The 25,337-nt window shown below is 72.7% G+C and carries 22 protein-coding genes; 12 read left to right on the top strand and 10 right to left on the bottom strand.

Features of this window, described 5'->3' with window-relative positions:
• The first annotated feature begins 25 nt into the window (after positions 1-25).
• Positions 26-889, top strand: coding sequence for a GNAT family N-acetyltransferase (locus AB0F71_RS11380; protein WP_360231031.1), 864 nt, complete (start codon positions 26-28; stop codon positions 887-889).
• A gap of 48 nt (positions 890-937) precedes the next feature.
• Here AB0F71_RS11380 and AB0F71_RS11375 read toward each other — a convergent pair whose 3' ends face one another.
• Positions 938-1,303 (bottom strand): hypothetical protein, encoded by a 366-nt coding sequence (locus tag AB0F71_RS11375; protein ID WP_360231028.1) that lies wholly within the window; start codon positions 1,301-1,303, stop codon positions 938-940.
• Between the two features lie 88 nt (positions 1,304-1,391).
• Here AB0F71_RS11375 and AB0F71_RS11370 point away from each other — a divergent pair, with 88 nt between their 5' ends.
• Complete coding sequence (locus tag AB0F71_RS11370) at positions 1,392-3,062, top strand: alpha/beta hydrolase (protein WP_360231025.1); 1,671 nt, start codon at positions 1,392-1,394, stop codon at positions 3,060-3,062.
• Positions 3,063-3,100: 38 nt separating this feature from the next.
• Complete coding sequence (locus tag AB0F71_RS11365) at positions 3,101-3,679, top strand: hypothetical protein (RefSeq protein ID WP_360231022.1); 579 nt, start codon at positions 3,101-3,103, stop codon at positions 3,677-3,679.
• Between the two features lie 10 nt (positions 3,680-3,689).
• Here the strand turns inward: AB0F71_RS11365 and AB0F71_RS11360 are convergent, their stop codons facing one another.
• Positions 3,690-4,658 (bottom strand): hypothetical protein, encoded by a 969-nt coding sequence (locus AB0F71_RS11360; RefSeq protein WP_360231303.1) that lies wholly within the window; start codon positions 4,656-4,658, stop codon positions 3,690-3,692.
• A gap of 214 nt (positions 4,659-4,872) precedes the next feature.
• Here AB0F71_RS11360 and AB0F71_RS11355 point away from each other — a divergent pair, with 214 nt between their 5' ends.
• Both AB0F71_RS11355 and AB0F71_RS11350 read left to right on the top strand, forming a co-directional pair.
• Positions 4,873-5,541, top strand: a complete 669-nt coding sequence (locus AB0F71_RS11355) for a papain-like cysteine protease family protein (RefSeq protein WP_360231019.1) — start codon at positions 4,873-4,875, stop codon at positions 5,539-5,541.
• A gap of 8 nt (positions 5,542-5,549) precedes the next feature.
• On the top strand, positions 5,550-6,476 hold the full coding sequence (locus AB0F71_RS11350; RefSeq protein ID WP_360231017.1) for a hypothetical protein: 927 nt from the start codon (positions 5,550-5,552) through the stop codon (positions 6,474-6,476).
• A gap of 51 nt (positions 6,477-6,527) precedes the next feature.
• Here the strand turns inward: AB0F71_RS11350 and AB0F71_RS11345 are convergent, their stop codons facing one another.
• Entirely contained in the window at positions 6,528-7,184 is a 657-nt protein-coding gene (locus AB0F71_RS11345; protein ID WP_360231014.1) for a TetR family transcriptional regulator, read from the bottom strand.
• Between the two features lie 8 nt (positions 7,185-7,192).
• A complete protein-coding gene (locus AB0F71_RS11340) occupies positions 7,193-8,725 on the bottom strand; it encodes an MFS transporter (protein ID WP_360231012.1) in 1,533 nt (510 codons plus the stop codon).
• Positions 8,726-9,038: 313 nt separating this feature from the next.
• Between AB0F71_RS11340 and AB0F71_RS11335 the strand changes: the two genes are divergently transcribed.
• Complete coding sequence (locus AB0F71_RS11335; protein WP_360231010.1) at positions 9,039-9,644, top strand: hypothetical protein; 606 nt, start codon at positions 9,039-9,041, stop codon at positions 9,642-9,644.
• Here the strand turns inward: AB0F71_RS11335 and AB0F71_RS11330 are convergent.
• A complete protein-coding gene (locus tag AB0F71_RS11330; RefSeq protein WP_360231008.1) occupies positions 9,615-10,307 on the bottom strand; it encodes a hemolysin III family protein in 693 nt (230 codons plus the stop codon). The two genes, AB0F71_RS11335 and AB0F71_RS11330, sit on opposite strands and share 30 nt — an antisense overlap.
• Positions 10,308-10,592: 285 nt before the next feature.
• Here AB0F71_RS11330 and AB0F71_RS11325 point away from each other — a divergent pair, with 285 nt between their 5' ends.
• Positions 10,593-12,419, top strand: a complete 1,827-nt coding sequence (locus AB0F71_RS11325; RefSeq protein ID WP_360231006.1) for a phosphoenolpyruvate carboxykinase (GTP) — start codon at positions 10,593-10,595, stop codon at positions 12,417-12,419.
• A gap of 179 nt (positions 12,420-12,598) precedes the next feature.
• Here AB0F71_RS11325 and AB0F71_RS11320 read toward each other — a convergent pair whose 3' ends face one another.
• Complete coding sequence (locus tag AB0F71_RS11320; protein WP_360231004.1) at positions 12,599-13,813, bottom strand: pyridoxal phosphate-dependent aminotransferase; 1,215 nt, start codon at positions 13,811-13,813, stop codon at positions 12,599-12,601.
• A 314-nt stretch (positions 13,814-14,127) separates the two neighbouring features.
• On the opposite strand from AB0F71_RS11320, the gene AB0F71_RS11315 reads away from it, so the two are divergent.
• On the top strand, positions 14,128-14,850 hold the full coding sequence (locus AB0F71_RS11315; protein WP_360231002.1) for a prepilin peptidase: 723 nt from the start codon (positions 14,128-14,130) through the stop codon (positions 14,848-14,850).
• 106 nt (positions 14,851-14,956) lie between these two features.
• On the opposite strand, the gene AB0F71_RS11310 is transcribed toward AB0F71_RS11315, so the two are convergent.
• A complete protein-coding gene (locus tag AB0F71_RS11310; RefSeq protein ID WP_360231000.1) occupies positions 14,957-16,555 on the bottom strand; it encodes a glycosyl hydrolase family 18 protein in 1,599 nt (532 codons plus the stop codon).
• Between the two features lie 376 nt (positions 16,556-16,931).
• Between AB0F71_RS11310 and AB0F71_RS11305 the strand changes: the two genes are divergently transcribed.
• The 4 genes from AB0F71_RS11305 to AB0F71_RS11290 all read left to right on the top strand — a co-directional run bounded on the left by AB0F71_RS11305 (position 16,932) and on the right by AB0F71_RS11290 (position 22,566).
• Positions 16,932-17,726 (top strand): isoprenyl transferase, encoded by a 795-nt coding sequence (locus tag AB0F71_RS11305; protein ID WP_360230998.1) that lies wholly within the window; start codon positions 16,932-16,934, stop codon positions 17,724-17,726.
• A gap of 315 nt (positions 17,727-18,041) precedes the next feature.
• A complete protein-coding gene (locus AB0F71_RS11300; protein ID WP_360230996.1) occupies positions 18,042-19,376 on the top strand; it encodes a PhoH family protein in 1,335 nt (444 codons plus the stop codon).
• A gap of 450 nt (positions 19,377-19,826) precedes the next feature.
• Positions 19,827-20,567, top strand: coding sequence for a transglycosylase SLT domain-containing protein (locus tag AB0F71_RS11295; protein WP_360230994.1), 741 nt, complete (start codon positions 19,827-19,829; stop codon positions 20,565-20,567).
• A 532-nt stretch (positions 20,568-21,099) separates the two neighbouring features.
• Complete coding sequence (locus tag AB0F71_RS11290) at positions 21,100-22,566, top strand: AI-2E family transporter (RefSeq protein ID WP_360230992.1); 1,467 nt, start codon at positions 21,100-21,102, stop codon at positions 22,564-22,566.
• Between the two features lie 124 nt (positions 22,567-22,690).
• On the opposite strand, the gene AB0F71_RS11285 is transcribed toward AB0F71_RS11290, so the two are convergent.
• The 3 genes from AB0F71_RS11285 to AB0F71_RS11275 all read right to left on the bottom strand — a co-directional run bounded on the left by AB0F71_RS11285 (position 22,691) and on the right by AB0F71_RS11275 (position 25,337).
• The gene (locus AB0F71_RS11285) at positions 22,691-24,298 is read right to left on the bottom strand and encodes an alpha/beta hydrolase (RefSeq protein ID WP_360230990.1); all 1,608 of its coding nucleotides are present in this window, start codon (positions 24,296-24,298) and stop codon (positions 22,691-22,693) included.
• Positions 24,299-24,311: 13 nt separating this feature from the next.
• Positions 24,312-24,665 (bottom strand): hypothetical protein, encoded by a 354-nt coding sequence (locus AB0F71_RS11280; protein WP_360230988.1) that lies wholly within the window; start codon positions 24,663-24,665, stop codon positions 24,312-24,314.
• 129 nt (positions 24,666-24,794) lie between these two features.
• Positions 24,795-25,337: an alkyl hydroperoxide reductase gene (locus tag AB0F71_RS11275; protein ID WP_360230986.1), complete on the bottom strand. Its 543-nt coding sequence runs from the start codon at positions 25,335-25,337 to the stop codon at positions 24,795-24,797.

Here is a 25,337-nt window from a genome sequence, read left to right as displayed (position 1 = left end):
GCGTCGGGCGGGGTGAGGATGGGCCATGACCTGGACGCTCAGCACCTCGCTCGACGACTTCCGCCGCCACGCGGGCGACTTCCTGGCGGCCCACCCGGCCGAGAACACCGTCCTGCTCACCGTCGCCCACCGGCTCGCCGGATCCGGCCTCGACACGTTCGGGGAGCAGCCGCCGGTCTTCGGCTGGTGCCAGGCCGCACCGGGTGGCTCGGTCGAAGGCGCGTTCCTGCAGACCCCGCCGTTCGCCCCCAGGCTCTCCGCCATGCCCCCGGCCCGGGCTGCCGAACTGGCGGTCCGACTGGCCGAGGCCGGCCCCGGGTTCGCCGAGGTCGCCGGAGTCGGCGGCGGGGCCGAGCCGGTGCGCGCCTTCGCCGAGGCCTGGACGGCCGCCACCGGCACCGTACAGTCCGTCCGGGTCGAGGAGCGGCTCTACCGGCTCGGCCGGCTCACCGACCCGCCGCGCCCGCCCGCCGGCCGGCCCCGGCTCGCGGGACCGGCCGACCGGGAACTGGCCATCCGCTGGTACGAGGAGTTCATGAGCGAGGTCGACGTCACCCCCTCCGACGCGGCCCGGGCCGTGGACGACAAGCTGGCCTCCGGCGGCCTCCACCTCTGGGAGGACGCGGGCACCCCCGTCGCCCTGGCCGCCACCAGCCCCGTGCTCGCCGGAATGTCCCGCATCGGCCCGGTCTACACCCCCGCCGACCGTCGCGGCCGCGGCTACGCGAGCGCCGTCACCGCGGCCGCCTCCGCCCATGTGCTCGGACTGGGGGCGGAGGAGGTGCTGCTCTACACCGACCTCGCCAATCCGACCAGCAACTCCATCTACCAGCAGATCGGCTACCGGCCGGTGGAGGACTGCCTGGTGGTGGACTTCCTTACGCCGTAACGGAGTTGCGCGTTACCGGGGAGGTGGGAGGCGGAAAGGCGGAAGGCGTCAGGCGTCCCTGGTGAGATGGACGCCGGCCACCCCGACCACCTTCGTCTCGAAGGGGTCGTGGGCCGCCGCCGCGGTCGGCGGCGGCAGGTGGTCGGCGTTCTGGTAGTCGTGCGCGCAGGTGATCAGGTGGCCCCCGGCGGCCTTCATGTCGGCGGCGAGCCCGTCCAGCAAGGTCTTCCACGCGCTGCTGCACCCCGTCAGCGCCGCCCCGCTCTGCCACCCGGCCAGGCTCCCTGCGGCCGTGGCGCTCGGCTCCGCCAGCTTCGCCGTCTCCTCGGGGACCTTGCCGGCGACCGTCAGCGCATTGTTCCCGGCGGCGGTCAACTCGCCTGGTTTGACGGTGAATCCCGGGTCCTGTCCCATCGGTTTCCCCCTGACATCCGTGTCGGCCGCGGACGTTATGGTAGCTGTGAGTGTCGCGGGGGACACAGGGCACACAGGGGGTGCGGGGATGGACATCGCAAGCCTGCGGAACGCCAAACCGGCGGACCTGTACACGGCGGCGGGGGCGTACGACACGCTGTGCAAGGCCATGGCGCAACACGCCACGGACTGGAAGAGCGGGACCGCCGACCGGGCCCACGGCTCCCAGTGGTCGGGACCGGCGGCCGACGCCGCGATGCCGGTGCTCGACGGTTTCACCGGCAAGATGCGTGCGGCGGTGACGGAGCTCGGCCTGATCGGCAAGGAGATCCGTGACTGCGCCGACGCCATGACATTGGCCCAAGGCAGGCTCATCAAGGCGCTGTCGGACGCACAGGCGAAGGGCTTCACGGTCAGTGACGCCGGCGCCGTGAGCTGGCCCGCGTCGACCAACCCGTACCAGGCGCCGGACTGGGAGGCCAAGCAGAAGTCGGCCGCCGACGGGATCAGCAAGCAGATCGCCAAGGCGCTGGCCGACGCGGCCGAGGCCGACGACGCCCTGACCGCCGGGCTCAACAGGTTCGCCGGGCACGCCAAGGACAAGTCGGGCCTGGACGAGAAGACGGCCGGCGCCGACGCGTACATGGAACAGTTCGGCGATGCGTCCAACCCGGAGTGGCGGCGGAGCATGCCGCTCAAGGGCGCGCCCGCCACCGAGGTCAACTTCTGGTGGAAGGGGCTCGATCCGCAGGGCCAGCAGTGGTTCCTCAGCCACCACCCGGAGGCGCTCGGGAATCTGGACGGCATTCCGGCGGAGGTGCGGGACAGGGTGAACCGCGACCAACTGGACTCCCTGATGAGGGACATCAGGGACAAGAAGCCGGGGGACCTGAACGCCAGCGAGAAGCACTACCTCTCGCTCTACGGGCCCATCGACAAGCGCCTCTCGGAGCACACAGGGGAGCCGCCGATCTACTTGCTCGGTCTCGGAAGTGAGGGCCAAGGGCGGGCGATCCTCTCCTACGGGAACCCCGACACCGCCACCGACATCTCCGCGTACGTTCCGGGGATCACCACCACCATGGCCAGCCTCGGGCCCGGGGAGAACGACGGGACCAACGAGGCGGAGAACGGTCTGAACCTCTACCGCGCCGCGAGCAGCAAGGCCCCGGCCGGCCACTCCGTCGCCTCGGTGGTCTGGCTCGGTTACGACTCGCCGGGGATGGACCTCGGCGCCGCGTCGACGAAGGCGGGCAAGGACGGCGCCCCGGCGTACGCGAACTTCCTGAGCGGGGTGCGGGCGAGCCACGAGGGCACCCAGCCCCCGCATGTCACCGCGGTCGGGCACAGTTACGGGTCCTACCTGGTCGGCCAGGCCACCAAGCTCGCCACCCAGCCGGGATCGCCCTACGTGCCGCCGGACGACGTGGTCTTCATCGGCAGCCCGGGTGTCGGCGTGGACAAGGCCGCTGACCTCAGGATGCCCGCCGGTCACGTCTGGGTGGGTGCCGCTGACAACGACGTCGTGACGCACGCCCCGTCGAAGTTCAGCCTCGACCCGGACGAGCGCTGGTACGGACGGGATCCGTCCAGCAAGCACTTCGGTGCCAACCGCTTCACCGTCGACGACTGGAGCCGTGGCAACCCCATCGACGCGCACACCAAGTACCTGAACGGGCGCGGCGGGCCCTCGCTGGACAACATCGCGGCCGTCGTCACGGGCAGCGGGGGCGTCAAACTGCAGGGTCAACGCGGGTGAAGCGGCCGCGGCGAGTGCTGGGCTGTTCCGTGGCGGCGGTGGTCGTCCTGGCTACCGGGGTGGGGCTGTTCCACAACGGGTACGGTCCGATGGCCCTGATGGACCGGGGCGCCGACCTGCTGAGCCCGAGTGAGGCGAAGGCGCGACTCGACGGGACCATGCGGGCGGCCATGGCAGCGATCACCCCGCCGCTGTCCTACTTCGGCGGTTTCTACGTCGTGGACCGACGTCAGGAGCACGCCGACGGTGAGCCGAGCCTGCGCTCCGATGTCCGCGAAGTGGCGTCGGTCCGGACGAAGGTGGCGCCCTCGAAGGTCCCGGTGCTGCTGGACGGGATGGCGCGGTTCTGGGGCGGGGACTGCCGGCGGTCCGACACCACCACGGGCAGCCAGGCGACGCACTACACCCAGCTTCACTGCTCCGGGCGCGGGGACACCCTGTTCACGATCTCGGTGGCCACGGTCACGGCCGACTCGGCCGTGACGGTGACCCTGAGCGCGGATGTCTTCGGGGTGCACTACCAGCCCGAGAAGGACTACGGCGCCCCTCCGATCGGCGAGCGACAGACCGGCCAGGCTCCCGCCCCCGACCTCGACGACCCGTACTGGTCGCACTGACCGCTCCGCCTCACTCCCAGTCCCACCGGATGCCCAGGATGCACGGCCGGATCGCCGTGGCGACCAGGTGGACGCAGTGGTGGCCGTCGAGGGTGAGTTCCTCGGTCTCGTAGGGGGGTGCGCCGGGGGAGTGGAGGGCGATGCGGTGGCAGCGGACGGGGAGGGCGCTGGGGTGGAAGGTGATCTGGAGGACGTACTGGCCGGCGCCGGAGTTGAAGCCGCGGACGTATTCGCAGCTGGGGGTGGGGGAGGGGGCGTCGTCGAAGCCGTAGCCGAGGAGGTGGGTGTCGCCCGCGCGCAGGCGCCGGTCGAGGAGGAGTTCGGCGGCGAGGAGGTGGTGGGCCTGGTCGCGGCGGATGCGGCCGGGGCGGCAGTTCTCCTCGGCGCGGACGCCGACGAGTGCGGTGTCGCTGCCGGGGTCGCCCTGGTGGAGGGCGAGGTAGCGGTCGATGCCGTCGCGGTGGGCGCGCAGGGCGTGTTGGGAGTCGCGGCGGGTGAGTTGGCGGTCGGGGCCGACGCGGATGCGTTCGATGTGGGTGATGGTGTGCAGGCCGGTGTCGCGGGGGCCGGCGAGGGTGGCGAGCAGGCCGTCGACGGCGGTGGGCGGGGAGATCAGGTCGCGGTAGGGGCGGACGGGGGGTCCGGCGGCCGGGGCGGTGCGGCGGGGGCCGAGGAGCCGGGTGAGGGAGTGTTCGGGGAGGTCGAGGACGTCTTCGAGGGCGGCGACGGCGCGCAGTGATTCGGGGCGTTCGGGCCGTCGTTGCCCCTGCTGCCAGTAACTGAGGCTGGTGAGGCCGACGTTGACGCCCCGCAGGGCGAGGTGGCGGCGGATGCGGTGCAGGGTGAGGCCGCGGGTGGCGATGGCGGTGCGCAGGGCGAGGTGGAACGGGCCGGTGCGCAGGGCGGCGGCGAGGTCGGCTGGGTCGCTTCGGTGGATGGCGGCCTCCTGGCGGGCGCGGACCGGGTTTTGACCGTGAATATTCACATCCGGGCGGCGGTTTGTCACCGGTCCGGGCAGCTCGCGCCGGGGTTTCCCGGGTGCCGTTCACATCCGCGCGGGCCCGTTCACACCGCGGTCGGGGCCCGTCCGGGGCCGTTGACCGGGCCCGGAGTGCGGCGCGATGCTCGGGGCGCGATCCGGACCGCGCCCCCACACAGCACCTCGCTCCACTCGTGCAAGGAGGCATTCCCCCATGCCAGTTCCACGGATACGGCTGCGCCGCGCGGTCTCGCTGTTGGCCCTGGGTGTGCTGGGCCCGGCGCTGACCGCCGCGGTGAGCACCCCGGCGGCGGCCACCCCCACGGTCGCCCCCGCCCTCCACCAGGCCGCGCACCAGGCCCGCCCGGCGGCGGCACCCGGCAGCACGGCCGATCTGGCCGGCACCTTCAAGAAGCTCAACATCACCATGCAGCAGCAACAGCAGACCAACTGGTGCTGGGCGGCGAGCGGGAACACCATCGCCACCTGGTTCGGCTACAACTACAGCCAGAACCAGTTCTGCAACGCCGCGTTCGGCCGCTCGGTCGACTCCAGCTGCCCGAACAGCCAGGCCTCGCTGGCCGATGTGCAGAACGGGCTGGACTGGGTCGGCATCAACCCGGGTTCGTACGTCACCGGGTACCTGCGCTACAGCACGGTGCAGTCCGAGGTGGACGCCAACCGTCCGATCGAGACGCGCATCCAGTGGAGCTCGGGCGGCGGGCACATGCACGTCCTGTACGGGTACGACACCGGCAACAACTGGGTCTACTGGGGCGACCCGTGGCCGTCCAACTACCGCTACAACTGGGCGGACTACTGGTACTACGTGAACAACAACACGTTCTCCTGGACCCACTCCCTGTACCGGATCGGCGCGTGAGGACGACCATGACCGAGCTCAGTACGGCCCGCCGGGCCGCCGTCACCGTCCTGCTCGCCGCCGGCCTCGCGCTGGCGCTCGCCCCGGCCGCGCAGGCCGACGCACCAGGCGCTTCCGGCGCACCCGGCGCCCCCGCACCGGTGCCCGCCGCCGACCTGGCCGGGGCCCGCAGCGCCGTCCAGGACCCCGCGGTACTCGACAAGGTGGGCCACTTCTTCGCCCGCAAGGGCGTCCCGCCGACGCAGCAACTGACCATCGGTGCCGCCGAGGAGGCGAAGGCGGCGAGTGACGCGGCGCCCCGCCTGGCCGGGGACACCGTGCCGGTCTACACCCTGGACGCCGGTTTCGTGTCCGGCACCCCGGGCGCACCGGTGGCGAAGGCCGAGTTCACGGCGAGCAAGGTGGTCGCGGCGGACGGGCAGACCGCCTCGGTCTGGACGGTCCGCCAGGGCGACTCCTGGCGGGTCGTCAACATCGCCTCCGGCGGCGACGAGAGCGACTACGCGGCGAAGGCGGCCGGCAGCGGCGGCGGTACGGCCTTCCGGGAGCCGCAGGTCAACGCCTGGTACGTGCTGCGGGACGGCCGGGTGCTGCCGCTGGACGACGAGGCCCGGCGCTCGGTGGGCGCGGACGGGGTGTCGCTGGCCGGGTACCAGCAGCTGGTGCACCAGCGGTACGGGGACAAGCTGCCCGGCTCGGCGTACGACCGGGAGGGCAAGGGCGGCGGCTACGAGCTGAACGCCGCCGGAGCAGCCGCGGCCGCCCCGGCGGCCCAAGCCGCGGCCTCCGGGGCCTCCGGGGCCTCCAGGGCCTCCGCGGCATCCGGAGCGGACGGCGGCTCGGGGCTCCCGGCCGTGACGGCGGCCGCCGCGCTCGGCGCCACCGCGCTGGTGGGTGCCGGTGCGGTACTGCGGCGGAGGCGGGGCAACCGCTGAGACCGCGACGGGGCCCGGCTCTGTACTGAGCCGGGCCCCGTCACCGTGTGCTCACACCCCGGCGAAGCCGCTCTCCAACAGCGCGAAGGTGCGGTCGACCAGGTCGGCGATGTCCTCCCGGCCGTCCTGCGCGGCCCACTGGAGCACGGCCTCGACGGTGGCGGCGCCGATGGCGGCGGCCGTGACCCGCATCTCGTACGTGGGGTGCTCGACGCCCGCCCGTCGGGTGAGGACGGAGAGGTAGAGCTCCTGCGGGCTGTTGCCGGCCCGGAACAGTCCGGCCCGCAGCGCGGGGACTTCGGTGACCAGCCGCATCCGGGTCAGCAGTTCCTGGCGCTCGTGCTGGAGCAGGGCGCGGATCAGGCCGATCAGGGCCTCCCGGCAGGACCGCAGGAAGGGTTCACCGGCCGGCCGGTCGAGCAGGGCGGCGGTGATCACCGGGTCGTACTCGTCGGTCAGGACGAGGTCCTCCTTGGTGGCGAAGTACCGGAAGAGGGTGGAGGGGGAGATCTCGGCGGCGGCGGCGATCTGCTCGAGTGTGGTGTTCTCGTAGCCCTGCTCGGCGAACAGGCGGTACGCCTCGCGGCGCACGGTCTGCCGGGTCTTCAACTTCTTCCGCTCGCGCAGCGACAGCGGCGCCTCCAGCCGTGCCTGGACCGGGTTGGTCGGGGCGTCCGGGAGGGCCGCGGTCGGCTGCTCGCTCTTCATGGCCCCGATTATCGGTGATCTCCGGCGGTGGCGGGTTCGGGCCGGTCGGCGGGGGTGCCCCGGGTGGCTTCCCCGGCCGGCATCCGGGCCGCGACCAGGACCGCCGAGACCGCCGCGACCAGCCCGGCGACCAGCAGTACGAGGCCCATCCCGTGCACGTACGCCACGTGTGCCGCGGCGCCGAGCGCCGGCCGCCCGGTCTCCCGGGCGACGGCGTCGGCGGCGACCACCGACGCCTCGGCCCGGTGCGCGGCCTCGGCGGGGAGCCCGCCGGTGTCCAGCGCGCTCCGGTAGGACCCGGCCAGCAGGCTGCCGAAGGCGGCGATCCCGATCGCGCCGCCGACCTGCCGCAGGGTCTGGAGCAGTCCGGAGCCGACGCCGGCCCGGGCGGGCGGCAGGGTGATCAGGGCGGAGCCCTGGGCGGTGATCAGCGCCAGGCCCATGCCGAGGCCGAGGACGGTGAGCCAGGCCGCGGCCCGCCCGTACCCGTCGGCGCTGCCGGTGCGGCTGCCGAACAGCAGGGCGGCGGCGAGCAGGGCCAGGCCGAGGGTGATCACGGCGCGGGCACCGAGCCGTGTCACCAGCCGTTCGCTGAGCCGGGCGGCGACGAGCAGGCCGAGCATCATCGGCATCAGCCGCAGTCCGGAGCCGAGGGCGTCGGCGCCGAGCACGCTCTGGAAGTAGAGCGGCAGGACGAAGAAGGCGCCGAACAGGACGAGCGAGATCAGGGTGGCGGCGACCGAGGACCAGCGGAAGGCCGGGTCGGCGAGCAGGGTGAGGTCGAGCATCGGGTCGCTGCGGTGGCGGCTGCGCAGCACCAGGGCGGTGAGCAGGACCACCGAGCCGATCAGGGTGGTGAGCACCAGGAGGTCGGCCCAGCCGCGGTCGGAGCCCTCGATGATGCCGTAGGTGAGCGCGCCGAGGCCGGTGGCGGCGAGGACGGTGCCGGGCAGGTCGATCCGGGGTGCGGCGGGGTTGCGGGTCTCGGGCAGCAGCAGGAGGCAGGCGCCGATGCCGAGCACGGTGAGCGGGACGTTGACGGCGAAGACCGAGCCCCACCAGAAGTGCTGGAGAAGAAGGCCGCCGATCAGCGGCCCGAGCGGGGCGCCGCCGGCGATCGCGGCGGAGAGGATCGCGGTGGCCCGGCGGCGTTCGCCGGCCGGGAAGATCCCGGGGATGACCGCCAGCGACATCGGCATGACGAGGGCGGCGGCCAGGCCCATCGCGGCGCGGGCGGCGATCAGGGTGGCGGGCGAGTCGGTGAGCATGCCGACGGCGGAGGCGAGTCCGAACAGGGCGAGGCCGACGGTGAGCGTGCGGCGGCGGCCGTAGCGGTCGCCGAGCAGGCCGGCCGGGAGCATCGCGGCGGCGAAGACCACGGTGTAGGCGTCGACGATCCACTGCTGCTGCCCGGTGGTGGCCTGCAACTGCGAGGCCAGGGTGGGGAGGGCGACGTTCAGGATCGTCATGTCGAAGCTGATCACCAGGACGCTCAGGGCGACGGCGACCAGGGCGAGCCAGCGGCGCGGGTCTGCGGGCACGGCGACCTCCAGGGGCTGCGGTTTGAGAAAGCTTCTGTCAAATGACAGTAACTCTCAAAAGAGGCCGACCGTCAATTCAGGAATGATGTGACGATCTGATCACCCTCCGTGATGTGTCCTGGAAGTGCTGCTTCCGCACGGGGAATTGACGCAACGTTGATCTGTCGTTCGCCGCCTCGGGGCGGCTCCGGGTGACTGTCGGTAGATACCATGTGGCAATCGGTCAGTGCTGGCCGGACGCGTGCCGAGAGCGGAGAAGGGGTGGGGCGGCAGGAGCCGACCACGAGCCCGGCGCCGGGAAAGGGGAGCCGAAGTGGCCGACAGTGACGACAGGCAGGCGCGGGCCCAGGCGTGGGGCGCGGCCGTGGTGGTGGGGTCCGCGCTGGCCGTGGTCGCGGCCTACCTGGTCAGCGGGGCGCCACTGGTGCTCGTGGTCGCCGGGATCGAGACGCTGCTGGTCATGGTGTACGTCGGCCGCCGCTGGCAGGCGGCGCACCGGCGGCCGTCCCGGGCCGGGCACCGGCCGCGGCGCGGCATCCCGGACGCCGCCCACTGCGAGCGCTGCCGCCGGGCCCGGGAGGCACTGGACGAGCGGCAGGCGCGCGGACGGGCCGGGGCGGAGCCGCCGGAGTCCGCGGCGGCGGTGCGCTCCCCGCGGTCACGGTCGCAGGCAGGGCAGGCGCAGCGGGCAGGGCAGGCAGAGCAGGCACAGCCGGTCGACCGGCAGTCGGAGTCTGAGTTGGAGTCGGAGGCGGAGCCGGGTGCCGCCGACCACCCGCCGTACCCGCGCCGCCCGCAGGGCCGGGCCGCGTACGAGCGGCCCTGGACAGCCGAACGGGCGGCCACCCGGTCCACGGACCGGACGGCCGCCCGTCGGGGCGCGCCGGGTTCAGCCGGCCGCGCTGTACGCCACCAGTGAGACGCCGACGTACTGCACGATGAAGGCTCCGAGGGTGAAGGCGTGGAACACCTCGTGGAAGCCGAACCAGCGCGGTGAGGGGTTGGGCCGCTTGAGCCCGTACACCACGCCGCCGATGCTGTAGAGCACCCCGCCGACGATCATCAGCACCAGGACGGCGACGCCGCCGGTGCGCAGGAAGTCCGGCAGGAAGAAGGCGGCGGCCCAGCCCAGCGCGATGTACACGGGGGTGTACAGCCAACGCGGCGCGCCGACCCAGAACACCCGGAAGGCTATTCCGGCGAGCGCCCCGCCCCAGGCGACCCAGAGAAGTATCTGCTGGTCGGCGCCGTTGAGCAGCAGGATCGTGAACGGCGTGTAGGTGCCCGCGATGATCAGGAAGATGTTCGCGTGGTCCAGCCGCCGGAGCACGGCGTCCCCGCGCGGGCCCCAGTCGAAGCGGTGGTAGACCGCGCTGACGCCGAACAGCAGCCAGGCGCTGACCGAGTAGACCGCGCAGGCGATCTTGGCCGGTGTGGAGTCGGCCAGGCAGATCAGCACGATCCCGGCGGCGACGGTGGCGGGGAACATCGCGGCGTGCAGCCAGCCGCGCCACTTCGGCTTGTCCTCCCGGCTCTCGGCCGGGCTCTCCCCAGTGCTCTCCGCGAGCGCAGCAGCAGTCATGGGCAGCATGCTACCCGCTACCTACGGGACCGTAGGTTACTGATGCGTAAGGAAGTGGTGCTCATCACTCTTGGACGTTTTGGAGCAATCGGAGTGTGGCGCCGCGCACTCCGTCCGGGACGTGAACGACGCAATACTGGCCAGTAATCATACTTACTGTAGTAAAAGATGCGTCAATTTCGCCGCAGCGCCGCACTGGGGGCCAGGAGCCGGGTCTACGCTGCAAGCACCCTCAGACCACCGCTACGCCGTCTCCCCGCCGGGACGGCGTGAAACGGAGCGATCGTGTCGTACGAGATCTCTGCTCTCAGCGCATCCGCGCCCACCCGCCACAAGCAGCTGCTCGCTTGGGTGAGCGAGATCGCCGAGCTCACCCAGCCGGACCGCATCGAGTGGTGCGACGGTTCCGACGAGGAGTACCAGCGCCTCGCGGACCTGCTGGTGGCTCAGGGCACCTTCAAGAAGCTGAACGAGGAGAAGCGCCCCAACTCCTACTACGCCGCCTCGGACCCGTCCGACGTCGCGCGCGTGGAGGACCGCACCTTCATCTGTTCCGAGCAGGAGAAGGACGCCGGACCGACCAACCACTGGAAGGCCCCCGCCGAGATGCGCGAGGTCTTCCAGGGCGAGCAGGGCCTGTTCCGCGGCGCGATGAAGGGCCGCACGATGTACGTCGTGCCCTTCTCGATGGGCCCGGTCGGCTCCCCGCTGGCCGCGTACGGCGTCGAGATCACCGACTCCGCCTACGTCGCGGTGTCGATGCGCGTGATGACCCGCATGGGCAAGGCCGTGCTCGAGCAGCTCGGCGAGGACGGGGACTTCGTCAAGGCCGTGCACACCGTCGGCGCCCCGCTCGCCGAGGGCGAGGCGGACGTGCCGTGGCCGTGCAACAGCACCAAGTACATCTCGCACTTCCCGGAGACCAAGGAGATCTGGTCCTTCGGCTCCGGCTACGGCGGCAACGCCCTGCTGGGCAAGAAGTGCTACGCGCTGCGCATCGCCTCGACCATGGCCCGCGACGAGGGCTGGCTGGCCGAGCACATGCTCATCCTCAAGCTCACCCCGCCGTCCGGTGAGGTCAAGTACGTCGCGGCCGCCTTCCCGTCGGCCTGCGGCAAGACCAACCTGGCCATGCTCCAGCCGACCATCCCGGGCTGGAAGGTCGAGACCATCGGCGACGACATCGCCTGGATGCGCTTCGGCGCGGACGGCCGCCTCTACGCGATCAACCCCGAGGCCGGCTTCTTCGGTGTCGCCCCCGGCACCGGCGTGGACACCAACGCCAACGCCATCGACACCCTCTGGGGCAACACCGTCTTCACCAACGTCGCCCTCACCGACGACGGCGACGTGTGGTGGGAGGGCCTCACCGAGGAACCCCCGGCGCACCTCACCGACTGGCGCGGCAACGACTGGACCCCCGAGTCCGGCACCCCCGCCGCCCACCCGAACGCCCGCTTCGCCGTCCCGGCCGCGCAGTGCCCGACCATCGCCCCCGAGTGGGAGGACCCGGCGGGCGTGCCGATCTCGGCGATCCTGTTCGGCGGCCGCCGGGCCACCGCCGTCCCGCTGGTCACCGAGTCCTTCAACTGGCAGCACGGCGTCTTCCTGGGCGCCAACATCGCCTCCGAGAAGACCGCCGCCGCCGAGGGCACCGTCGGCGAGCTGCGCCGCGACCCGTTCGCGATGCTGCCGTTCTGCGGCTACAACATGGGCGACTACTTCGCCCACTGGCTGAAGGTCGGCGCCCAGGCGGACGCCGCCAAGCTGCCGAAGATCTACTACGTCAACTGGTTCCGCAAGAACGCCGAGGGCAAGTTCGTCTGGCCCGGCTACGGCGAGAACAGCCGCGTGCTCAAGTGGATCGTCGAGCGCCTGGAGGGCACCGCCGACGGCGTCGAGACCCCGATCGGCGTGCTGCCGAAGGTCGAGGGCTTCGACCTGGGTGACCTCAAGCTGTCCGAGGAGGACCTCGACCTGCTCTTCACCGTGGACACCGACATCTGGCGCCAGGAGGCCGCGCTGGTGCCGGCCCACCTGGAGCTGTTCGGCGACCACACCCCGAAGGAGCTGTGGGACGAGTACCGGAGCCTGGTCGCGCGCCTCGGCTGAGCCTGAGCCTCAGCCGAGCGAGAGGTCGGCGCGCGGCACGAACCGCGCGCCGACCGAGTGACGGGACGGCCGGAGTTCCGCCGGGTGGTCTTTCCCCGACCAAGGAGACCACCAGGGCCGGGACTCCGGCCGTAGTGTTTCCCCTCCTGTGGGGAGAGAGCGCCCCTCCGGCAGGAGGGTCAGGGCTGGGTGTAGCCGCTGAGGAAGTCGCCGATCCTGGTCACCGCGTCGGTGATCTCCTCCGGCCGCGGCAGCGTGACCAGTCGGAAGTGGTCCGGCTCGGGCCAGTTGAAGCCGGTGCCCTGGACCAGCAGGATGCGCTGGGAGCGCAGCAGGTCCAGCACCATCTGGGCGTCGTCCTTGATCTTGTAGACCTTCGGGTCCAGCCGGGGGAAGGCGTACAGCGCGCCCTTCGGCTTGACGCAGCTCACGCCGGGGATCTGGTTGAGCAGCTCGTACGCGGCGTCGCGGGAGGCGAGCAGCCGGCCGCCGGGCAGTACCAGGTCCTTGATCGACTGCCGTCCGCCGAGCGCGGCGGCCACCGCGTGCTGGGCCGGCATGTTGGCGCACAGCCGCATCGAGGCGAGCACGGTCAGGCCCTCGACGTAGCTGCGGGCGCGCTGCCGGTCGCCGGAGAGCACCATCCAGCCGGAGCGGAAGCCCGCGACCCGGTACGCCTTGGACAGTCCGTTGAAGGTGACGCAGAAGAGGTCCGGGGCCAGGGTGGCCAGCGGGACGTGCTCGGCGTCGTCGTAGAGGATCTTGTCGTAGATCTCGTCCGCGTAGACCACCAGCTGGTGCCGGCGGGCGATCTCGGCGATGCCCTCCAGCACCTCGCGCGGGTAGACCGCGCCGGTCGGGTTGTTCGGGTTGATCACCACGATGGCCCTGGTCCGGTCGGTGACCTTGGCCTCGATGTCGGCGAGGTCCGGGTACCACTCGGACTGCTCGTCGCAGCGGTAGTGCACCGCGGTGCCGCCGGCCAGCGAGACCGAGGCCGTCCACAGCGGGTAGTCCGGCGCCGGGACGAGCACCTCGTCGCCGTCGTCCAGCAGCGCGGTCATGGCGAGCTGGATCAGCTCGGAGACGCCGTTGCCGAGGAAGACGTCGTCGACCGAGAGCCCGTGCAGGCCGCGCTCCTCGTAGTGCATCACCACGGCGCGGCGGGCCGAGAGCAGGCCCTTGGAGTCGCCGTACCCGTGCGCGTTCGCGAGGTTGCGCAGGATGTCCTGGAGGATCTCCGGGGGCGCCTCGAAGCCGAAGGTGGCCGGGTTGCCGGTGTTGAGCTTGAGGATGCGGTGGCCCTGTTCCTCCAGCCGCATCGCCTCGTCGAGCACCGGGCCGCGGATGTCGTAGCAGACGTTGGCGAGCTTGCTGGACTGGATGACCTGCATGCCTGCCTACTTTAGGGGCACGCCGGGGCCCGGCGCCGGGTGTCCGGGGGGACGGCTCGCCGAGCCCGGAAGGGCCTCCTTGGATCACCAGGCGGGGGTGTCGAACGGCCTTCCAAACCGCTGCCCGGATGTCCGGAATGCTCGCGTATGCGAGGAACGCCGTCGATCCCTGCGGCGGATTCTCCGCCGGAACGAGACGGACGGCACACCGGCCGCCCGCCCCGGGCGGGAAGATGGGGCCGGTCGGTCGCCGGAGAGAGGTCGACGGAGCGCAGTCGGCGAGGAGAAGTCGACAAGGATAAGGAGAAGGGGGAGTGCCGGTGGTGACGGTCGTGGCCGGGGCGGTGCTGGGCGCCCTCCTGCTGGCTCCCGTGCTGCGCGCGCTGGTCGTCCGCTTCGCCGTGCCCGAGGGCGAACCCTGGTGCGAGGCCTGCCCGTTGTGCGGGCGCCCGGTGGGGCGGCTGCTGCCGCCGACCGGTCGCTGCCCGGGCTGCCGGGGGCGGCTGGGGGCCGGGCCGGGGGCGGTGGAGGCGGTCGCCGCGGCGGTCGCGGTCGCGGTCGCCTGGGCGGCGGACGGCCCGCAGGCGGCGGCGCTCGCCTGGGCGGGCGCGTTCGGGGTGGCGCTCGGCTTCACCGACGCCCGGGTGCGCCGGCTGCCGTACCGGCTGACCGGGCCGCTGCTGGCCGGGGTGGCCGTGCTGCTGGCGGTGGCGGCGCTGGCCGAGGGGCGCCCGGGGGTGCTGCTGCGCTGCCTGCTGGTCGCGCTGGCGGTCGGCGCACTGCTCGAAGTCGCCGTCCAGATCGGCGCGTTGGGCCCCGGGGACTCACCGCTCGGGCTCGCCCTGGGCGGGCTGCTGGGCTGGTACGGCTGGTGGGTCGCGATCGGTGGGTTGGCCGCGGCCGTGGTGCTCGCCGGCCTGTGGGGCACCCTGCGGGTCGCCGCCCTGCTGGTCCGCCGCCGCCCGTGGCGCGGACTGGAGGTCCCGGTCGGCCCCTTCCTGCTGCTCGGTGCGCTCACCGCGGTGCTGGCGCGGTAGCGGCGCGGGCCCGCCGTACCGGTCCGGTACGACGGGCCCCGCCGTCGGCGCGCCGACCCCACCCTCAAGGAGTGGCGCGCCGAGGGGAGTTGGGCCCGGAAGCGGCTCAGGGCAGCTTGTGGACGAACGGGCCGACCGTGTTGGAGAAGGCGTTGCCGTTGTTGGCGTCCCAGTTGGTGGACCAGGTCATCGCGCCCCGGATGGTGGGCCACTTGGCCGGCGGCACGAAGCTGCCGCAGTTGTTGCCGGTGGCCAGGCAGTTGAGCGCGTTGTTCACCACGGACGGGTCGACGTAGCCGCCGCCGGCCGCCTTGGCGGAGGCCGGGACGCCGATGCCGACCTGGTCGGGCCGCAGGCCGCCCTGGATGTGGGTGCAGACCTGCGAGGTGATGAAGTCGACCGTGCCCTGGTTGTAGACCTTGCCGTCGCAGCCGTTCATCCCGCCCGAGTTGTAGAACTGGGTGTTGACGACGGTCAGGATGTCCTTGGTGGCCAGCGCCAGCTGGAAGTAGGCGCCGGAGGTGCTGTACATCCCGATGGTCTCGGGGGCCATGGTCAGCACGAAGCCGGGGCCGACCTTGGCCTGCAGGGAGTGCAGCGCGGCCCCGAGCGGGCCGGCCTGGACGCCGTTCTCCAGGTCGACGTCGATGCCGTCGAAGCCGTAGTCCTTGATGATCGCGTAGGCACTGTCGGCGAAGTTCGCCCCGGCGGTGGCGTCGCCGACGGTGATCGCGCCGTTCTGGCCGCCGATGGAGAGGATGACCTTCTTGCCGGCCGCCTGCTTGGCCTTGATGTCGGCGCGGAACTGGGCGTCGGTGTAGCCGCCGAGCGCCTTGGACAGGCCCGGGTCCAGGGTGAAGCTGATCGCGCCGGTCCGGGTGGGCACGGCGTCGGCGAAGGAGACCGCGATGATGTCGTACGCGCTCTGCACGTCGCCCAGGCGCTGCGGGGTCGAGCCGTTGTCGAAGTTCTGCCAGTAGCCGGTGACCGCGTGGGCCGGCAGGCCGGTGGCCGGCGGGGTGGTGGTGGCGGTCGGCGTCGGGGTCGGCGTGGCCGTCGGGTTGGGCGTCGCGGTGGGGGTCTGGGTCGGCGTCTGGGTCGCCGTGGCGGTGGCCGTCGGCGTCGGGGTCGGCGTCCGGGTGGGGGTGGCCGTCGGGGACGGCGTGGAGGTGCCGCCCGGTCCGACCAGCGCGACGTCGTCGGCGAGGTAGGCGCCCTGCCCGTACCAGCCGTGCAGGTAGACGGTGACGCTGGTGGCGTTCGCCCCGGTGGTGAAGGTGCTGGTCAGCTGGTTCCAGCTGCTCTGGTTCGACCAGGTGGACGGGTCCGTCCCGCCGGTGCCGCGCGCACCGAGGTAGACGTACGGGCCCTGCACCCAGGCGCTCAGGGTGTAGCTGGTGTTGGGCAGCACGCTGATGGTCTGGGTGCACTCCGCGGTGTCGCTCGCGCCGGGGGCGGCCTGCAGCGCACCGGTGCCGGAGTGGGTCGGCGAGGACACCGCGGTCGCGCCGCCGGTGCAGGACCAGCCGGCCAGTCCGTTCTCGAAGCCGCCGTTGCCGACCAGGTTGCCGTCCGCCGCGCTGGCGCCGCCGGCGAAGAGGGCGAGGCCGCCGCCGGCCAGGGCGAGGGCGGTGGCGCCGGCCGCGAGGGCCGGGAGGGGGCTGCGCCGGCGCCGGTGCGCGGGCTGCTGCGGGGTACGGGCCATGGGGTGACGCTCCTGGGGGAGGAGCGGCCGCCGCGGTGGGGGGCGCGGCGGCCGCGTGTGGGGGAGGGGAGGTCCGCGGGTGACTCCGGGGGGCGGGATCGTTTCGTTCCGCCTCGGGTCAAAAGCTGGACTAGACCATTGCCGGTCGTCAAGGACGCAACATCCGGCTTACGGCTCCCTTAAGGAATCGGAGACCGTTCCGTGTCCACCCCCGGCACACCGCCCCGCAGGCCGTGACGCGCCCGTCGCGACAGACTTCGCACAGGACCGTGACCAGACCGCTACCTGCGGCTTTACCGCGTGCCTGCGCGCGGGAGTAGGCTGCGCCGGGGCGGTGACGCACCAGCCTGAACGAGTACGGAGGGGCCGGGAAACCATGGGTCTGCGCGATGTCGCCGAACGGACGCCGGGGCTGCGCACCCTGTTGGGCGGGCTGTACGGGCTCTACGGCCGACGGGTCGAGGTCCACCTCGCGCGCACCCCGCACCACATCGGCGTGATCCTGGACGGCAACCGCCGCTGGGCCAAGGCCGCCGGCGGCTCCACCGCGTACGGCCACCAGCGCGGCGCCGACAAGATCAGCGAGTTCCTCGGCTGGTGCGACGAGACCCACGTCAAGGTCGTCACCCTGTGGATGCTCTCCACCGACAACCTGGACCGCCCCGCCGACGAGCTGGTCCCGCTGCTCGGCATCATCGAGGACGCCGTCACCGGCCTGGCCGCCGCCCGCCGCTGGCGGGTCAACCCGGTCGGCGCGCTGGACCTGCTCCCGCAGCACACCGCCGACGTGCTCAAGCGCGCCGCCGAGGAGACCGCCGGGATCGACGGCATCACCGTCAACGTCGCGGTCGGCTACGGCGGCCGGCACGAGATCGCCGACGCGGTCCGCTCGCTGCTCCAGGAGCACGCCGGGCGCGGCACCCCGATCGAGGAACTGGCCGAGATCCTGACCGTCGAGCACATCTCGGAGCACCTCTACACCGCCAACCAGCCCGACCCGGACCTGATCATCCGTACCTCGGGCGAGCAGCGGCTGTCCGGATTCCTGCTCTGGCAGAGCGCCCACAGCGAGTTCTACTTCTGCGAGGCGTACTGGCCGGCCTTCCGCAAGGTCGACTTCCTGCGCGCGCTGCGCGCCTTCGAACAGCGGCACCGGCGGCTCGGCCTCTGATCCGGCGCCCGCCCGGCCCGCCGGTGGGCCCACCGGGCCTCCCGCCGGGCTCGCCGGGGGCGCCCGAGCGGCCGTTCCCCGGGCGGATCCCGGCCCCTCGGCCGTGCGTCCGGGCGAAATGACCGCCGTAGGCCTGGCCTACCCGGGCCGCGCGCGAGGCCAAACGTTCACCGGCAATGATCCGTCAGTTCGCCGGGGGCGCGAATGCACCGCTCCCCGCCTGGGAATACTCCAGTCAGTCCGGTCCCGAGGCCACCGGGGCAGCGGGGGCCGGCTTGCCGCGGATGACGCAGGGTCATCCGCTCTGGAGGCCTAGTGGTCAGTTCCAAGAGCCGCCGGACACCAGACCGGCGCACGTACGTTCTCGACACCAGCGTGCTCCTGGCGGACCCGCTCGCCATGACCCGCTTCGAGGAGCACGAGGTCGTCCTCCCGGTGGTGGTCGTCACCGAGCTGGAGGCCAAGCGCCACCACCCCGAGCTGGGCTACTTCGCCCGCCAGGCGCTGCGCCTGCTCGACGACTACCGCATCCGCCACGGCCGGCTCGACGAGCCGATCCCGGTGGGCGAGCTGGGCGGGACGATCCGGGTGGAGCTCAACCACTCGGACGTCTCGATACTGCCGGCCGGCTACCGGGCGGGCGGAGGCGAGGCGGACACCCGGATCCTGGCGGTCGCCCGCAACCTCCAGGCCGAGGGCTACGACGTCACCGTCGTCTCCAAGGACCTCCCGCTGCGGATCAAGGCCAGCTCGGTGGGGCTGCTCGCGGAGGAGTACCGGGCCGAGCTCGCGATCACCTCCGGCTGGACGGGCATGTCCGAGCTGCACGTCGCGGCCGACCAGGTCGACGCGCTGTTCGCGGCCGGCCAGGACGCCGCCGTGGACATCGACGGGGTCGACGAGCTCCCGGTGCACACCGGGCTGGTGCTCACCTCGGAGCGCGGCCGGGCACTCGGCCGGGTCACCGGCGACGGACGGGTCCGGTTGGTGCGCGGCGAGCGCGAGGCCTTCGGGCTGCGCGGGCGCAGCGCCGAGCAGCGGGTGGCGCTGGACCTGCTGCTCGATCCGGACATCGGCATCGTGTCGATGGGCGGCCGGGCCGGGACGGGCAAGTCGGCGCTGGCGCTGTGCGCCGGGCTGGAGGCGGTGCTGGAGCGGAGGCAGCACCGCAAGGTGATGGTCTTCCGGCCGCTGTACGCGGTCGGCGGCCAGGAGCTCGGCTACCTGCCCGGCAGCGAGGCGGAGAAGATGGGCCCCTGGGCCCAGGCGGTCTTCGACACCCTCTCGGCGGTCACCACCCCGGACGTGATCGAGGAGGTCATCGGCCGGGGGATGCTGGAGGTGCTGCCGCTGACCCACATCCGGGGGCGTTCGTTGCACGACGCCTTCGTGATCGTGGACGAGGCCCAGTCGCTGGAGCGGAACGTCCTGCTGACGGTGCTGTCCCGGATCGGCCAGGGCTCGCGGGTGGTGCTCACCCACGACGTGGCGCAGCGGGACAACCTCCGGGTCGGCCGGTACGACGGCGTGGTGGCCGTGGTGGAGAAGTTGAAGGGGCATCCGCTCTTCGCGCACATCACGCTCACCCGCTCGGAGCGGTCGCCGATCGCGGCGCTGGTCACGGAGATGCTGGAGGACATCCACCCGTGAACCGTCCCTGAACGGGGCATAGTCGGACAATAGGTTCAACTTGTTGTGTGGGGCCCGCTCCTGACGGAGCGGGCCCCGTCCCTTTCATCACATCGAGTGCTTTCTGTCCGGAGAACTTCCGTACGGTGAATGTGACATGCGCCACGCAGGCGGGAATTGCGTCGACAGTGCCCGGTGCGGCATGGTGTGGGTTCTGTCAGGCCCCGCGTACGGCGCGGCAGGACCTCCGCCCGTCGGAGGCCCGGCCCCGGAAGGTCCGCCAACTCCGGTCGGTGGACACACAATTGAAGACCGTTGAGCCGTACGCCGCCCGATTCCAACGCCCGGTCGCCGCAATCCGACCGGACGCCGGGCCAGTACCTCCCGTGACCAGAGCACCTGCGGAGGTCCGTGCCAAGGGGCATGTTGCGTCCGCACGGTCACGCGTGGGCGATGCTGGAAGGAATCCATGTGACTCGGATCTCGGTCCGGGGAGTTGCTGTGGCCTCTGCCACCGCGGTCACCGCTGTCGGTGCCGTCGTGGGCATGGCCTCGGGCAGCGAGGGCAAGACCACGCAGACGGTCGACGTCGCCGGCGCGACCCTGCTCGCCGAAGTCCCCTCTGGCTCCCAGGCACAGGCCATCAGTGACAACATCGGCCAGCAGGCGACCGCCCAGCAGGCCTCCGCCGACGCCGCCGCCAAGGCTGCCGCCGAGCAGAAGGCCGCCGAGGAGGCCGCGCGCCAGAAGGCCGCCGCGGACGCCCAGGCGAAGGCCGACGCCCAGGCCAAGGCCGACGCGGACAAGGCCGCCAAGGCCGCCGCCGACCAGCGGGCCGCCGCCGACGCCGCCGCCAACCGCTCCAAGGCGCGGTCGGCGATGTCCGCGGTGGACAACAGCGCGCCCCCCGTCTCGGTCAGCCCCGGCTCCGTCCAGGACATGGCCCGGCAGATCGTCGGCAACGACACCCAGTTCCAGTGTTTCAGCCAGATCGTGAAGCGCGAGAGCGGCTGGGACTACACCGCGACCAACAGCGGCTCCGGCGCCTACGGCCTGGTCCAGGCGCTGCCCGGCTCCAAGATGGCCTCGGCCGGTGCCGACTGGCGGACCAACCCGGCCACCCAGATCAAGTGGGGCCTCAGCTACATGAACAGCCGCTACGGCAGCCCCTGCGGCGCCTGGTCGTTCTGGCAGGCCCACAGCTGGTACTAGGAGGACCGCCGCCCCCGGGTGGCGCGACTCCCCGCGGCCCCCGGCCGCTCGTCCCGTTCGACGAGCAGCCGGGGGCCGCGGCGTTCCCGGGCGCGCCGGGTGGGGCGGCCGGGAAAGGGCGGGCCGCGCCGCCCGGGCTGCGCTGACCAAGGCGCCCACGGGCGGTGCGGTCCTGGTGCGGACGCGGGGCGCGGGGAGGGGTCCTGGTAGCTCCCCGCACCGGCCGGTCCGCCGGCGGTTGGCTCACATGGGATGGATGGGTTGATCCGGACGACCGGGCCCTACGGCACCGGTCGGCCCGATGGGACGACTCGGTATCCCGTTCGAAGTCCTCCCCCGTCGCGCCGGGGCGAAACCACCTGGAACCTGGCGTTTTGTCCTGTTTCGTGGGGTGAAGCGATCGAAGCCGAACCCCACGGCGGGCGGACTCGCCCCGTCCCCGCCGGGTAGCGTCATCCCTGACGGCCGTGGTGCGACCCACGGCGTTGCCGCCGGGCTCGGCGGATCCGGCAGGGAAGCGGTGGTAGCGAGGATGGCGCGGGGCGGAAAGGCTTTCAAGGCCGTGGCCAAGGGCATGGCCGTGGTGGCGAGTGCGGCCGCCGTGATCGAACGGCGCCGGCGCGCCGCGATGGCGGCCGACCCGCACGAGCTCCCCGTACCGGCCCTCGCCGAGGCGCCCGGCCCCGTCCCGGTGCCGCGCACCGACCCCGCGCCGGCGGCCGCGCCGCTTGCCGCCGGGGTGGCGCCCGCGGCCGAGGCCGACGCCGAGGCCGTCGCGGAGGCCCCGGCGCCCGCGACGGCCACGCCCCCCGCGCACAGCGGATTCGGCCGCGAGTACCACCCCGGCCGGCCCGCCACCCCCGCCGAGGCGGTGCCGTGGGGACTGCGGGTCGCCGCCGAGTCGACCTGGCGGCTGCTGCTGCTCGGCGCCGCGCTCTACGTCGTCTTCTACGTCGTCGACATGCTGCGGCTGGTCGCCTTCTCGGTGCTGGCCTCGCTGCTGATCACCGCGCTGCTGGAGCCCTCGGTCTCCTGGCTGCGCCGGCGCGGGGTGCCGCGCTCGCTCGCGGCCGGCGGGGTCTTCCTCAGCGGTCTGGCCGGGATCGGACTGGTCGGCTGGTTCGTGGTCTGGCAGGTGTCCACCAACCTGCCGGACGTCACCGCCCAGGTGAAGGACGGCGTCAACCAGCTCCGGGACTGGCTGATCACCGGGCCGCTGCACCTGACCCAGCAGCAGATCAAGGACTTCGCCGACCAGATCACCAAGGCGATCACCACCAACACCGATCAGCTCACCTCGGCCTCGATCACCGGCGCGCAGATCGCCGTCGAGATCCTGACCGCGCTGCTGATGACCTTCTTCACCACCTTCTTCCTCCTCTACGACGGTTCCAGGATCTGGAACTGGGCGCTGCGCGGCCTGCCCCGGCAGTCCCGCTTCGCGATGGCCGGAGCCGGGCCCAAGGCCTGGACCACGCTCACCGCGTACGTGCGCGGCACCGTCTGCGTGGCCTTCATCGACGCGCTCTGCATCGGCATCGGCGTCGACCTGCTGGGCGTGCCGCTGGCCATGCCGCTGGCCGTGATCATCTTCCTGGGCGCCTTCGTCCCGCTGGTCGGCGCCCTCGTCACCGGCACGGTCGCCGTCCTGATCGCCCTGGTCACCCAGGGGCCGTGGACGGCGCTGATGGTGCTGGTCGTCCTGATCGCGGTGATGCAGGTGGAGAGCCACATCCTCCAGCCGCTCATCCTCGGCCGCGCCGTCCGGGTCCACCCGCTCGGCGTGGTCCTCGGCGTCGCGGCCGGCGGCATCATCGGCGGCATCGGCGGCGCGGTCGTCGCCGTGCCGCTGATCGCCGTCACCAACACCGTGGTCGGCCACCTGCGCCGCCGCAACGAGGCCGGTCAGGCGGTCTTCACCGCCCTCGAAGCCGCCCGTGAGGCCGCCGAACGCACGGCCGCCACCCGGCCGGCGGCGGCTCAGCCGGCCACCGACTGACCGAGGGCGGACAGGGCGGACAGGGCGGACAGTACGGCGGCGAGGGAGACCGTTGCCCGGAGGACGGTGACCAGTACCGTCCACCTGTGGCTACTGCGGCTCCCGCGGGGTGCCGGGGCGAAGGTCAGTCATGACGTCCGGCCGCCGGGGTGATCCGGCTGGCGTGGCCGCTGACGATCCGTCCGATGTTGTCGACCGAGGTGCGGTCCTCGCCCGGGCCGTCGTCCCAGTAGGACGAGTGCGCGGTGAAGTCGGGGGACCCGCCGTCCACGGCGAAGCGGTGGGCGCCGAAGTCGACGCTCGCCGGATCCCTGGTGAACCAGCCCAGGTGCGAGATGTGGTCCCAGGAGGCGGCGCCGACGTAGGTGTGATCGGCTCCCACGGAGAACTCGGAGGCGTGGAAGGCGTCGGTGCCGGGACTGCCGACCAGGATGACGTCGTCGGCCGCGATCCCGGTCGGTTTCCTCGCGGCGAGGCCGACCAGGAGCGAACCGAAGCTGTGGCCCTCGGCCGTGACATGGGCCGGTGCGCCCTGGTGGGTGACGCGCTGCCCTTCGAGGAACCTGCGGTAGGCGTCGACGCCGCCCTGCGCGCGGCTCAGGTCGCCGGCCTCCGGGAAGCTGAGCGGCGCGTCGTACCCCAGCCAGGCGATGGACGCGGTGCTGCGGGTCGGGTCGGCGCGCTGGGCCGCGTCGTACACGGCTTTCGCCCGGTCCGCGTCGCCGCCGCCGATGCGCTGGAGGTCGGTGCCCAGGCCGCCGACCAGGGAGGTGACGTCGTCGGCGGTGTCGGGGTTGCCGAAGGAGATGATGCCGCGCCCCTGGCCTTCGTCGCCGATGCCGAGCAGGAGGACCGGGGGCTCCTGCCCCGCTGAGTCCAGCAGCCGCTCTTCGATCCTCCGGAAGCCCTCGAGTTTCCGCCGGCCCTGCCCGGTAGCCGGGGATCCGTCCCGCGCGTACTCCTCGATGTACCGGCGCAGCAGGATCCGGTTGGCCCGGTCGCGGGCGAGGGCGGGGATGCCGTCGCGGTTGCCCACGAGCTCCGGGTGCTCGGCGACGATCCACTGCTGCCGGTCGGCGGGGAGGCCGTTCCACCAGGCGTTGACCTCGGCGGGCGGGGCGCCGGGGCCGGGGACGGCGCCGGACAGCAGGTCGAGCGGGGCCAGCGTCGGGTCGAGTCGGTCCCGGCTCGCCACGGCCGGGTCGAGGCCGGTGCCGTCCTGGGCGCGGGTGGCGTAGTGCCGGAGCCGGGCGGCGAGGGCCCGGTCGACGGTGTCGGCCTCGGTGAGGGCGGTGGTGATGCGGGCGGCGAGGATCCCGGCGGTCCGGTCGCGGGACCTTCGGTGGTCGGGGTCGTGCCGGTCGGCGGCGGACGGGGCCTGCCAGCTGACCGCGCCGTGCTCGTCGACCGCCATGTCGGCGCTCCGGACGTCCTCCAGGGCCTTGCGGAGGGCCGACTGGGCGAGGACGAGGGCGTCCGCCCCGGCCCGGAGGGTCTTGCCGATCCGGCCGAGCTCGGTCCGGGCGGCCGTCAACTCGCCGGTGGTGAGCCGGAGGGCCGGTGTCGCCGCGTCGCCGGTGGGGCCGGTCCATCCGGTGGCGGCGACGCGTCGGTCGACCCCGGTGCGCCAGTTCTCCAGGTGCTGCCCGAACTCGCCGTGCAGCCGGTCGTACGCGTCGGCGGTGCCGTGGAGCAGGCCGAAGTCGGTGTCGCGCAGGGTCGCGAGGTCCACGCCGTCGGCCCCGCTACCCGAAGTGCCGGACGAAGTCGTGCCGTTGTGCCGTCGTGGGGTCGAACCCGGTGGCGGCCCGGTGGTCGGCGTCCCGGTAGCCGTGGGCGGCCGTTTCGAGGTGCCGGCCGTGGCGGCTCATCGTGCTGTGGAGGTCGTTCAGGAGGGTGTGCCAGGCGCCCGTGCAGCTGTCGAGCGCGGCGGCGCACCGGAGTCCGGGCAGGCCGGCGACGGCCTGGCGGGACGAGTCGAGCACGGCCCCGGTCTGGCCCGGGATCGGGGCCGCCGTCTCGCGGGCCGCTCCGGCGGCCTGGTGGAGCAGCCCGGCGTCGAGCTGGAAGCCCCCGCAGTTCTCCGGGTGGTCGGACACCTCGGTTCCCCTCCGGACCATGGGTTGTGCACGGATCGCCTTGCACTGTAGCCGAGTTGGGCCTGCCGGGGGCCGGAAACGCCGAGGGGCCCCTCCGTGCGGAGGGGCCCCTCGGGTGGTGCGGGTGGGTCAGGCGTTGACGTCGGCGAGGGCGGCCTCGGAGTCGAGGACGCCGGCCACGGCCTGGAGGACGGCGGCGATCTTCATCGAGGCCTGGATGACCTCACGGTCGACGCCGGCCTTGCGCAGCACGGCCTCGTGCGAGTCGAGGCACTGGCCGCAGCCGTTGATGGCCGAGACGGCGAAGCACCAGAGCTCGAAGTCGATCTTCTCGACGCCCGGGGTGCCGATGATGTTCATCCGCAGACCGGCCCGCATCGTGCTGTACTCCTTGTCGGAGAGCAGGTGCAGCGTCCGGTAGTAGACGTTGTTCATCCCCATGATCGCGGCCGCGCCCTTGGCGGCGGTGTACGCCTCCGGGGAGAGGTTGGCCTTGGCCTCGGGCTCCAGCTCGCGCAGCAGGCCGGGGCTGCGGGTGGCCATCGCGCAGGACAGCACGGTGCCCCAGAGCTGCTGGGCGGGGAGGTCGGAGTTGCCGATGACCGAGCCCAGGTTGAGCTTGAGGTCCTTGGCGTAGTCCGGAAGGGCGGCCTTCAGGTCGTCGAGGGCCAT

This window comes from Kitasatospora sp. NPDC028055, assembly GCF_040637885.1.
Taxonomy (GTDB): domain Bacteria; phylum Actinomycetota; class Actinomycetes; order Streptomycetales; family Streptomycetaceae; genus Kitasatospora.
Note: the sequence above shows the minus strand (reverse complement) of the source record. Positions and strands in the feature narration are given on the sequence as shown.

Excerpts from the sequence above, each read along its gene's own strand:
- AB0F71_RS11380 (WP_360231031.1), top strand. The coding sequence starts at position 26 with ATGACCTGGACGCTCAGCACCTCGCTCGACGACTTCCGCCGCCACGCG.
- AB0F71_RS11375 (WP_360231028.1), bottom strand. The coding sequence starts at position 1,303 with ATGGGACAGGACCCGGGATTCACCGTCAAACCAGGCGAGTTGACCGCC.
- AB0F71_RS11370 (WP_360231025.1), top strand. The coding sequence starts at position 1,392 with ATGGACATCGCAAGCCTGCGGAACGCCAAACCGGCGGACCTGTACACG.
- AB0F71_RS11355 (WP_360231019.1), top strand. The coding sequence starts at position 4,873 with ATGCCAGTTCCACGGATACGGCTGCGCCGCGCGGTCTCGCTGTTGGCC.
- AB0F71_RS11350 (WP_360231017.1), top strand. The coding sequence starts at position 5,550 with ATGACCGAGCTCAGTACGGCCCGCCGGGCCGCCGTCACCGTCCTGCTC.
- AB0F71_RS11345 (WP_360231014.1), bottom strand. The coding sequence starts at position 7,184 with ATGAAGAGCGAGCAGCCGACCGCGGCCCTCCCGGACGCCCCGACCAAC.
- AB0F71_RS11330 (WP_360231008.1), bottom strand. The coding sequence starts at position 10,307 with ATGACTGCTGCTGCGCTCGCGGAGAGCACTGGGGAGAGCCCGGCCGAG.
- AB0F71_RS11320 (WP_360231004.1), bottom strand. The coding sequence starts at position 13,813 with ATGCAGGTCATCCAGTCCAGCAAGCTCGCCAACGTCTGCTACGACATC.
- AB0F71_RS11310 (WP_360231000.1), bottom strand. The coding sequence starts at position 16,555 with ATGGCCCGTACCCCGCAGCAGCCCGCGCACCGGCGCCGGCGCAGCCCC.
- AB0F71_RS11305 (WP_360230998.1), top strand. The coding sequence starts at position 16,932 with ATGGGTCTGCGCGATGTCGCCGAACGGACGCCGGGGCTGCGCACCCTG.
- AB0F71_RS11290 (WP_360230992.1), top strand. The coding sequence starts at position 21,100 with ATGGCGCGGGGCGGAAAGGCTTTCAAGGCCGTGGCCAAGGGCATGGCC.
- AB0F71_RS11275 (WP_360230986.1), bottom strand. The coding sequence starts at position 25,337 with ATGGCCCTCGACGACCTGAAGGCCGCCCTTCCGGACTACGCCAAGGAC.